The following is a 9,369-nucleotide window of genomic DNA, read 5'->3' as shown; positions in this document are numbered from 1 at the left end:
TTCGCACCGTTCTTCAACCGTAAGTTGTTTGTAGATTTGTCCCATAACAACACCTTATACAGGTGTTGCACTTCGTTTGTGAATTTAGGGAATCCATTCTTATAATTTATGCGGCCAGCGAGTCACTGTGATCGGCAAGTCCTCCGACTTGCCGCGGTCGATCTTTTCCCGACCGACTGATCACAAGCATCAGTATGACCAAATCGCTAACAAATTGATGTTCCGTGCCTTGGTTTTCTCATCAATATTTTCCTGTAATAAGAAAGGCTCCATATAATTACACGAAATTGGCTTTGTTTTTGCGTTTTTAAATATTTTCAGAACTTATTCCCCGGCAAAATAATCGTCTGTCCTTAATATGGTGGAATTGTGGGCGCTTGGGTGGCATTCCCAAACTTGTTTGGGGATGTCTTTTTAAAGGTACAGCCCCAAATAAATTTGGCGCGGCCACCGTGGTGACGATTCGTATTTTTGACGCACTCATAGCCATAATAAAAGAACACTCCTCTATAATACCCCCCGGCGACCCATTTACCATCAAAGTGATGGTGATTTTGTAAGGATCATGGTTTAAGAAACCCGGAGCGAAGCTCCGGGCCACGCTGGTCAACAACTTGGATTCTAGCGCTTCGTACCCGTAGAATGTCCAGAAAGAAGCTCATATTTGAATGTCGATTCATCGTCATTTGGATATATATTAAGGTCTTTTCTGACCGCAAGCACCAGACGTCTTATCGACTCTTTGGCCTTTCTATCCGCATTTGACGACTTATCAGTATTCATTGATTTAAGCGCTTCGGTCAATTCGTTCAGAGCACAAATTAATGACTGCGGGGCAACAAGAGATATCGTGTTTGACGCATGTGCATAATCTTTCATGGATTCATCAAAATCCTCCTCCGATCGCCAATTGACCATTTTTGATAATGCTGCCAATATATCCTGATAGTGTTTTAACTTATCAATTCTCCATTCTGCCTCAAGTCTGATTTTTCTAGTAAATCGATATGTCAAATATGATGATATAATGCCAACAAATGCCGCTGCTACTATACCAAGAAAAGCAGCGAATATTGCATGCCCAGTGACTATTGGCTCTATCACTACATTCGTTGAGTCCATTTGCGACCTCCATATATTATATAGTTATTTATGATTCATGGATTTATATTAATATCATTTCAAAGTAGATATTTATTACTGTTTATTGTATTATATAATGGTAAATCTCTTTAACAATTCATCCAGCACTGATCTGCGTGTATATTCAAATCCTTTTTTTCCCTTCAAATACTTATCAAATGAAAGATGTCTACACGCAGCATTTGATTTTTCAGATAATACCTCATATTTACTGGCGAAATTAGAAGCCACTAGAGTCTCAAGCTCTAATATAGACATAATCTGTGTATTAGTCGCCATAATTCTTTGAGCAATACCAGAATCAGGTATAAAATCAATTATATCATTTATATATTCAAAGCTATCTTCAATAACCACATATTTATAAATATATTTTATTTGACTGACCTCCGGGATAATATTTCTGTTAGCATAAATTTGCTTTTCGGTTTCAGTACATTGATCCACCGCGTATGCTATTTTCTCTACTAAAAAAGATTCCAATATTTCAAGCGAACCAGTCCTTTTCAATTCCGCCGGGTATTTCAATGCCTTACACTCAAATATGGTGGCCTTATCACCATTTAGCATCAAGTAATCCGCCTTTTTTCCAGTCATCCAATCGACTGCATCCAAATCAATATGAAGGCAATTAATAAAACAATTATCCAATAAATATCCGACATATTCCTTAAATACATCCCCGTAATGATTTGTGTAATCTGATATCCGTTGATTATCATAGAAATATTGAATGAAATATTCATTGAGCAATTTGGTTACTCTGTCTGGAATTATGAAGACATTTGGCACTATATCGCAATTATTTATTTTCACGATTGGGGTCTTTAGTATTTGAAAATATTCGTACTTTTTATAAATATAAGAATTTTTCGAATTTCCTTGCGAAATATACTCATCTTTATTTATTGTCAACAGGCCTCTAATAATTTTTATAGCGTCGGTTTCCACATATTTTTTAAATCTATCTATTTCAGTAGTTAATCCAGCGCCCAAAAAATCACTCTTCTCTGCAATCGCAGCCAATGTAAAAGAACAATAAAATATATCGTCCAAATCAACACGGAATAGCCTATTCAGCACCAAATCCCTAGCGTTCAAGAAATTCTTATGTTTGCCGGAATTGGCTTCCGGAATTTGTTTAAATATAAGATAACTCCTTGGGATCAATGATGTATTTGTCTCTTGATAAGGAATCTGCTCAAAAGCATATCTTATTAGAGTCTCAGGGACATATTTATTGATATCTTCCCTATTTTTAATAAGATGAACCATTTCAGGATAGTTTAAATGCTTTTCAACAAGCCATTCCAAGACATAAAGATCGAATGTATTTCTCCCAGGCAACAACGTTGAATGCCTTAAAACAAGATCAATTATGAATGGAAATATATGATAGCCTGTGACCTTGCCATTAATATTAATAAAAATGTGATCGATTTTTCTTCGCTGCTGTATGAAATTTTTAATAAATACTAGGGATTGAACAAGATCATAATTGGATATTTCATTTGCAATGCGCAAATATTCTTCCTCGGCAAGTATTTCAAGACGATTATGCACAATGGTAACAAATAAGGTCTTTAAATAATTATTTATCCAATATTTTTGCGACACAAACCTATATAATATAATTCTACTCACTTATTTAACACAAGCATTATATTATCTAGATAATTGATGATAGACTGCTCTCCCGTTGAGCATTCCGATTTCACCATAATAAAAAAAGGCCGGGCGTGATGCCCGGCCTTGCAAACAATAATAAGAATCACTTACTTCATGTTCTTGATGATCTCGGTGCCGTATTCGGAGGTCGATACCTTCTTCGCACCCTTCATCAACCGTTCCAGATCATAAGTGACCGTCTTTTTCTTGATGGTCGTCTCGATCGACTTGGTGATCATATCGGCGGCCTTGTTCCAACCGAGATACTCCAGCATCATCACAGCCGAGAGAATCAGCGAGCCGGGATTGACCATGTCCTTGTCGGCATACTTCGGCGCGGTGCCGTGAGTCGCCTCGAAAAGACCGATATAATCGCCGATATTGGCGCCGGGCGCCATGCCAAGGCCGCCCACCTGGGCCGCCGAAGCATCGGACAGATAATCGCCGTTGAGGTTCGGAGTCGCAACCACGCTGTACTCATCGGTCCGGGTCAGAATCTGCTGGAACATCGAATCGGCAATACGATCCTTGATGACGATCTTGCCCTTCGGCTGTTTGCCGTTGTACTTGCTCCACAGTTCATCTTCGGTAATGGTTACTTTTCCGAATTCCTTTTTGGCCAGCTCATAGCCCCAGTCGCGGAAAGCGCCTTCGGTGTACTTCATGATGTTGCCCTTGTGGACCAGCGTCACCGAAGTAAGCTTGCGGGCGATGGCATGCTGAATGGCCTTGCGGATCAACTGCTTGGAACCGGTCACCGACATCGGCTTGATGCCGATACCCGAATCGGCGCGGATGTTCGTTTTCATCTGCTTGTTGAGGAAGTTGATCACCTTTTTAACATCGGCCGTTCCCTTTTTCCATTCGATACCGGCGTAAACGTCTTCGGTGTTCTCACGGTAAATGATGATATTCATCTTTTCCGGATTTGTCACCGGCGACGGGACACCCTCGAAATAGCGCACCGGGCGGACACAGGCATACAGGTTCAACACCTGGCGCAGGGTCACATTGAGCGAACGGAACCCGCCGCCGATCGGCGTGGTCAGAGGACCCTTGAGCGCCACGTAGTAATACTTGATGGCGTCGAAAGTTTCCTGCGGGAGCCACTCTTTGTATTTCGCAAAGGCGTTTTCACCGGCATAGATATCCATCCAGACGATTTTCTTCTTGCCTTTATAGGCCTTTTCGACAGCGGCATCGACCACCCGGCGGGTGGCCTTCATAATGTCGCGGCCGATACCATCGCCCTCGATAACCGGAATAATCGGCTTGTCGGGAATAACCAGCTTCTTGTTCTTGACTTCAATCCGCTTGCCATCCTTGGGAATCTGGATATGTTTAAATTTTGGTGGCACGTCTTTCCTCCATTAATATCCTATTTCTTTGAGAACACCCTTGTAGGTTCCGGCGGAATTCTGCAATTCGGCCAGTTCCTTCTTAGTGAGTTTCAGTTCGATGATTTTCTCGACACCGTTGCCTCCGAGCACGATCGGAACACCGATATAAATGTCATTGATACCGTATTGCCCGGTGAGATGCGCCGAACACGGGAAGACCCGCTTCTCGTCGCAGAGAATGGCCCTGGCCATATCGACCGAAGCCGCCGCCGGGGCATAATAAGCCGAACCGGTTTTGAGCAATTTGACGATTTCGCCGCCGCCCATGCGGGTTCTTTCGGCGATTTCACCGATCCGCTTGGCTTCGATAAGCTCGCCGATCGGAATGCCGCCGACGGTGGTGTAGCGCGGAAGCGGAACCATCGTGTCGCCGTGGCCGCCGAGCACCATCGCCTGCACTTCCGCCATTGCCACGCCCAGTTCCATCGCTATGAAGGCGCGGAAACGGGTCGAATCCAGAATACCGGCCTGCCCGCAGACACGGTTGGTCGGGAATCCGGTTACCTTCATCATATGATAGGTCATGATATCGAGCGGATTCGAGACCACGATAACGAAGGCTTTGGAGGCATACTTCTTGATATTCTTGGCCGCCGTTCCGACAATATTGGCGTTCATGTTCAGAAGGTCCTCGCGCGACATACCCGGCTTACGGGCCAGACCGGCGGTCATGATGACCAGGTCGGCGCCCTTGATATCCTTGTAGTCGTTGCTGCCGGTGACCATACAGTTGTAACCCCTGACCGGTCCGGCCTGGGTCAGATCGAGCGCTTTACCCTGCGGCAAACCCTCGATAATGTCGATCATGACGACGTCGCCAAGATTGGCCTCGGCCAGATACTGCGCACAACTGGCGCCGACGTTTCCGGCTCCGATGACTGCTATTTTCTTGTTCATTACTCCTCCTCGAGTTTATAATTACACAACAGTCCGTTAATTTGCCAATACTGTCTGCCCGGAATCACGCACCAGGGCAGCTCTTAATATTTTATTTTTTTCAACCAGTTTATCTATCAGACCCTGCGGGTCGGATATCGATTTGAAATAGACCTTATCCGCCACACCACCGGGAAGATCCGAATACAAATAGACGTTTATCCTCCGGCCGATCCTGAATACCCGAGACAACTTGTGTACCCCGAACGAAGCTCTTCCTTCCGGCATGGCGTCTTCCGATGGAACCCAGTTGTCCGCCAGGCGATAGAAATCTTTCGAACCGATACCTTCATGACACGGAGAAAACAGGACAACCGCACCATCATCCACAACCGCAGACTGACTATTTTCCAGAGATTTCTGAAGCTGATACAGGTTGGCATCCAACGGCGGCAGCGCTTCAGCCAGCAGCAGGTCATACTTTCCTGATACGTTCTTGCCGTATAATTGCCGCGCCGCAATGCAGGCACGCTCGAAAGTATCCTGCAAACCGCCGACAAAGACCGCCTGTATTTCCGTTTCCGATGCCAGAACCATCTGTATCGAAAGGATCTTCTCGCAGGAAAACAGCTTCATCAATTTCCGAAGATCTTCCTCGATCGGATTGCCGTTCAGCTTCATGGGCATGGCCTCGAAACTGACCGCCCGATTATGGTTACGTACGATCGTCTCCAGATCGCACAGGCCGGGGAAAATCGATTTTCTTCCGCCGGTGAATCCGGCGAAATAATGCGGCTCCACCGACCCGATCACCACCACCCTCTCCGCTTCGAGCAGAACTCGATTCAGATAGACCGGATGACCGTCGCTATCCCGGCCGGCTTCGACCATCGAATCATAATCTTCGGCGTCATGCACGATGATATTATTCTCGATTTCAGCCATTATCGATCCGAAAATCTTCTCGAGCTGCGCCGGACTCGGCGCCTGATGAGAACCGGTGGCGATCAGGAAACGCGCCTTCCTGTTCAACCGGCCGGCTCTGTCGAGCCAGGTCAGTACTTTTGCCGAAGGTGTCTGTCGATAGGCGTCATTAACGACATAAAGATCAGCCTCTTTAATATCGAACGGCACGGGCCTGACGGATGACAGAGCCTGCATAAAGGCATCAATATCCACAGTATCCCCGGCCGGATCATGCCGGAATTCGTCAAGATGTACATGATCCGGCAGATTCAGGTTCAGTTTTTTATCGCCGTAATTAATCGTAATTACCATCCGTCTATCCAAAGAAAAACGCCGTCTCCACCGCCGCCGTTTCGGGCGCATCGGAGGCATGAACCGAATTGCACTGGACATCGATGGCAATTTCCTGCCGCAGCGTCCCGCAGGCGGCCTTGGCCGGATCGGTGGCGCCTATCATAGTCCGCAGATCGGCAATGGCATTTCCCTTCTCGAGAAGCATCGGGACCACCGGCCCCGAAGTCATATATTTGACCAGATCATTATAAAAGGGGCGTTCTTTGTGCACGGCGTAAAATTCGCGCGCTTTGTCGACGGAGAGATGCTCCATCCGCATGGCGAGAATCTTAAATCCGGCCTTTTCCAGACGCCCGATTATATGACCAACCAGGTTTCTCTCAACGGCATCAGGCTTGATAATCAATAATGTCCGTTCCAATAAACCACTCCTGTTACAACGTGGAGTCCTTGACCTTTTTGGCGATGCTGAAACCGAGTTCCAGAGCTTTCTTGTTCTTTTCCTCGGTTCCCCGCGGGGCGCGGGCCAGAACCGCTTCCTTGATCGCCGTCTTCGACACGATCCCGGTCAGTTCGGCAATGGCGCCCAGCGCGATAACATTGGCCACCATAACCTGCCCGATCTCTTCCTTCGCCAGCCGGACAAAAGGAAAACCGAAATAACGCTTGGTCGGAGCCTGCGTTACCAGGTTCGAATCGACGATAAGCATGCCGCCTTCCTTCATATCGGGATAGTACTTGTCGCAGGCTTCCTGCGTCAGCGCCAGGAGCAGATCAAGCTTCATCGTCTTGGGGTAGTATATTTCACCTTCGGAGATAACGACATCGGCGCGGCTGGCGCCCCCGCGGGCCTCCGGCCCGTATGATTGCGTCTGCACCGCGTTTTTGCCGTCACCCACCCCGATGGCGGTCGCCAGAATAACGCCGGCCAGAATCAGACCCTGACCGCCGGACCCGGACAACCGGATTTCATAGCGATCCTCCGGGTTCTTCTTGTCGTTTTTCTTGATATGCGGCGTACTCATTCTTCAACCTCCTTCGTGCTGCCGAGGCGTTTGAGCAACATATCGTATTCCTCACAGAATTCGGTGGTATCGGTTTCATGTATCAGGCCGGTCACGAATTTATCCTGCATTTTCTCCGGCGGGAGTTTCCTGGCCGCTTCGATCGGCATGGCATGCTTCTTGAACCAATCCAGCATTCTGACGGCATCGCCTTCCTTGTTGAAACGACCGTAATACGTATGGCAATTCGAGTAAACATCGACCAGCGCAAACCCTTTTTTCCTGAGGCCGCCCTCGATCAGTTTTTCGAGCTGCTGAACATGATAAACCGTTCCGCGCGAAACATAGGAGGCACCCGAGCCGACCGCCAGCTTCACCGCATCGAACTGCTTTTCGTAGTTGCCGTACGGCGCCGTGGTGGCAAAGGAACCGCCGGGCGTGGTCGGGGCGAACTGCCCGCCGGTCATGCCGTATATTTTATTATTAATCAGAATCGTCGTGATGTCGATATTCCTGCGGCAGGCATGTATGAAATGATTGCCTCCGATAGCCAGCGCATCGCCATCGCCGGTGATGACAATCACCTTGAGATGCGGCTTGGCCACCTTGACGCCGGTGGCGAAAGCCAGGGCGCGACCATGCGTGGTATGAAGCGTGTTGAAATCGAGGTAAACCGGCATACGGCTGGAACAGCCGATCCCGGAAACGACCACGACATTGTCCTTGTCGAGCTTCATCCGGTCGATGGCGCGAATTAATGCACCCATGACGATGCCGTTGCCGCATCCGGCGCACCAGACATTCGGGAATTTCTTTTTCGGTCTCAAATAATGATGAGTAATATCGGATTCATGGGATATTTTTTCCATCACTTCACCTCTCTAATCTTGTCGAGTATCTGCTGCGGGGCCATTACTTCACCATCATAACGCTGCAATCCGAAAACTTCCGCATGCCGCGGCGCGATTCTTTCGATTTCGTGGACAAGTTGTCCCATATTAAGTTCGGCAACAATGATCTTGCGGACACCGCTGAGCATCTGGTTCAGCTTGGCATCCGGAAAAGGCCATATCGTCAGCAGTTGTATGGCGCCGATCTTGATTCTCCGTTCGCGGGCCATTTTGATCGCCTGGCGCGCGGAGCGCGAGACCGTACCATAAGAGATAATCGCGATATGCGCATCTTCCATCATGTCGGCGCGCATCTTGTAGATCTCATCCGTGTAGCGGTCGATCTTGAGATGCAGCTTGTCGAGTTTCGCCTTGATCTCGACCGGATTGGCCGTGGGAAAGCCTTCCTGATCATGAGTCAGCCCGGTTACGTTATAGCGGTATCCCTCACCGAAGGATGCCATGTGACTGGTGAAACTGGGAGTCATTTCGAAATGCTTGTACCAGTCCGACGGCACGTCCGGTTTCTGGCGCTTGTTCACATGCAGTTCGCCTTTGTCTGGTACAATCATCATTTCCCGCATGTGCCCCAGAACCTCATCCGTCAGAACAACAACGGGGGTTCGAAACCGTTCCGAAAGATTGACCGCCCGAACGGTCTCCTCGAAACATTCCTTTACGGTCGAGGGTGCCAGGACAATGGCGGTATAGTCGCCGTGCGTTCCCCATTTGGCCTGCATGGTATCGGCCTGGCCGATCTTGGTCGGAAGACCGGTCGAAGGCCCGCCGCGCTGAACGTTGACAATTACGCAGGGCGTTTCGGTGATATAGGCATAACCGATATTTTCCTGCATCAGAGAGAATCCCGGACCGGATGTCGCCGTCATCGATTTGCATCCGGCATTGGAGGCGCCGACAACCGCCGCGATGGAAGCAATCTCGTCTTCCATCTGAATGAATTTGCCGCCGATTTTGGGCAGCTCGCGGGCCATACCCTCAGCCAATTCGGTCGAGGGCGTTATCGGATACCCGGCGAAAAAATCGACTCCTGCGTACAAGGCACCCTGGACGCAGGCTTCATTTCCCTGCAAAAGTCGGGCTTTCGTATTTTTATTGGTCATCATCTGC

9 protein-coding genes are annotated in these 9,369 nt (G+C 48.2%); all 9 read right to left on the bottom strand.

Annotated elements, in window-relative coordinates; all coding sequences use genetic code 11:
- Window positions 1–621 precede the first annotated feature (621 nt).
- Window positions 622–1,122, bottom strand: coding sequence for a hypothetical protein (locus tag CVT49_13655; GenBank protein PKK82476.1), 501 nt, complete (start codon window positions 1,120–1,122; stop codon window positions 622–624).
- Between the two features lie 90 nt (window positions 1,123–1,212).
- Window positions 1,213–2,760 (bottom strand): hypothetical protein, encoded by a 1,548-nt coding sequence (locus CVT49_13650; GenBank protein ID PKK82475.1) that lies wholly within the window; start codon window positions 2,758–2,760, stop codon window positions 1,213–1,215.
- Between the two features lie 158 nt (window positions 2,761–2,918).
- Window positions 2,919–4,142, bottom strand: a complete 1,224-nt coding sequence (locus tag CVT49_13645) for an isocitrate dehydrogenase (NADP(+)) (GenBank protein ID PKK82481.1) — start codon at window positions 4,140–4,142, stop codon at window positions 2,919–2,921.
- A 39-nt stretch (window positions 4,143–4,181) separates the two neighbouring features.
- Complete coding sequence (gene mdh / locus CVT49_13640; GenBank protein ID PKK82474.1) at window positions 4,182–5,108, bottom strand: malate dehydrogenase; 927 nt, start codon at window positions 5,106–5,108, stop codon at window positions 4,182–4,184.
- Between the two features lie 36 nt (window positions 5,109–5,144).
- Complete coding sequence (locus CVT49_13635; protein PKK82473.1) at window positions 5,145–6,446, bottom strand: hypothetical protein; 1,302 nt, start codon at window positions 6,444–6,446, stop codon at window positions 5,145–5,147.
- The gene (locus tag CVT49_13630) at window positions 6,370–6,768 is read right to left on the bottom strand and encodes a nucleoside-diphosphate kinase (GenBank protein ID PKK82472.1); all 399 of its coding nucleotides are present in this window, start codon (window positions 6,766–6,768) and stop codon (window positions 6,370–6,372) included. Before CVT49_13630 ends, CVT49_13635 begins: the two co-directional genes overlap by 77 nt.
- Window positions 6,769–6,781: 13 nt before the next feature.
- Window positions 6,782–7,372: a 2-oxoglutarate ferredoxin oxidoreductase subunit gamma gene (locus CVT49_13625; protein PKK82471.1), complete on the bottom strand. Its 591-nt coding sequence runs from the start codon at window positions 7,370–7,372 to the stop codon at window positions 6,782–6,784.
- On the bottom strand, window positions 7,369–8,220 hold the full coding sequence (locus CVT49_13620) for a 2-oxoacid:ferredoxin oxidoreductase subunit beta (protein ID PKK82470.1): 852 nt from the start codon (window positions 8,218–8,220) through the stop codon (window positions 7,369–7,371). The genes CVT49_13625 and CVT49_13620 overlap by 4 nt, the downstream gene beginning before the upstream one ends.
- Window positions 8,220–9,365 carry a 2-oxoglutarate synthase subunit alpha gene (locus tag CVT49_13615; protein ID PKK82480.1) on the bottom strand — a complete coding sequence of 382 codons (1,146 nt, stop codon included), beginning with the start codon at window positions 9,363–9,365 and terminating at the stop codon, window positions 8,220–8,222. The genes CVT49_13620 and CVT49_13615 overlap by 1 nt, the downstream gene beginning before the upstream one ends.
- Between the last annotated feature and the right edge of the window lie 4 nt (window positions 9,366–9,369).

Source organism: candidate division Zixibacteria bacterium HGW-Zixibacteria-1 (assembly GCA_002838945.1).
GTDB lineage: Bacteria > Zixibacteria > MSB-5A5 > GN15 > PGXB01 > PGXB01.
The sequence above is the reverse complement of the archived record's forward strand: the minus strand, read 5'-3'. Positions and strand labels throughout refer to the sequence as shown.

Excerpts from the sequence above, each read along its gene's own strand:
- CVT49_13655 (PKK82476.1), bottom strand. The coding sequence starts at position 1,122 with ATGGACTCAACGAATGTAGTGATAGAGCCAATAGTCACTGGGCATGCA.
- mdh (PKK82474.1), bottom strand. The coding sequence starts at position 5,108 with ATGAACAAGAAAATAGCAGTCATCGGAGCCGGAAACGTCGGCGCCAGT.
- CVT49_13635 (PKK82473.1), bottom strand. The coding sequence starts at position 6,446 with ATGTCCAGTGCAATTCGGTTCATGCCTCCGATGCGCCCGAAACGGCGG.
- CVT49_13620 (PKK82470.1), bottom strand. The coding sequence starts at position 8,220 with ATGGAAAAAATATCCCATGAATCCGATATTACTCATCATTATTTGAGA.
- CVT49_13615 (PKK82480.1), bottom strand. The coding sequence starts at position 9,365 with ATGATGACCAATAAAAATACGAAAGCCCGACTTTTGCAGGGAAATGAA.
- CVT49_13625 (PKK82471.1), bottom strand. The coding sequence starts at position 7,372 with ATGAGTACGCCGCATATCAAGAAAAACGACAAGAAGAACCCGGAGGAT.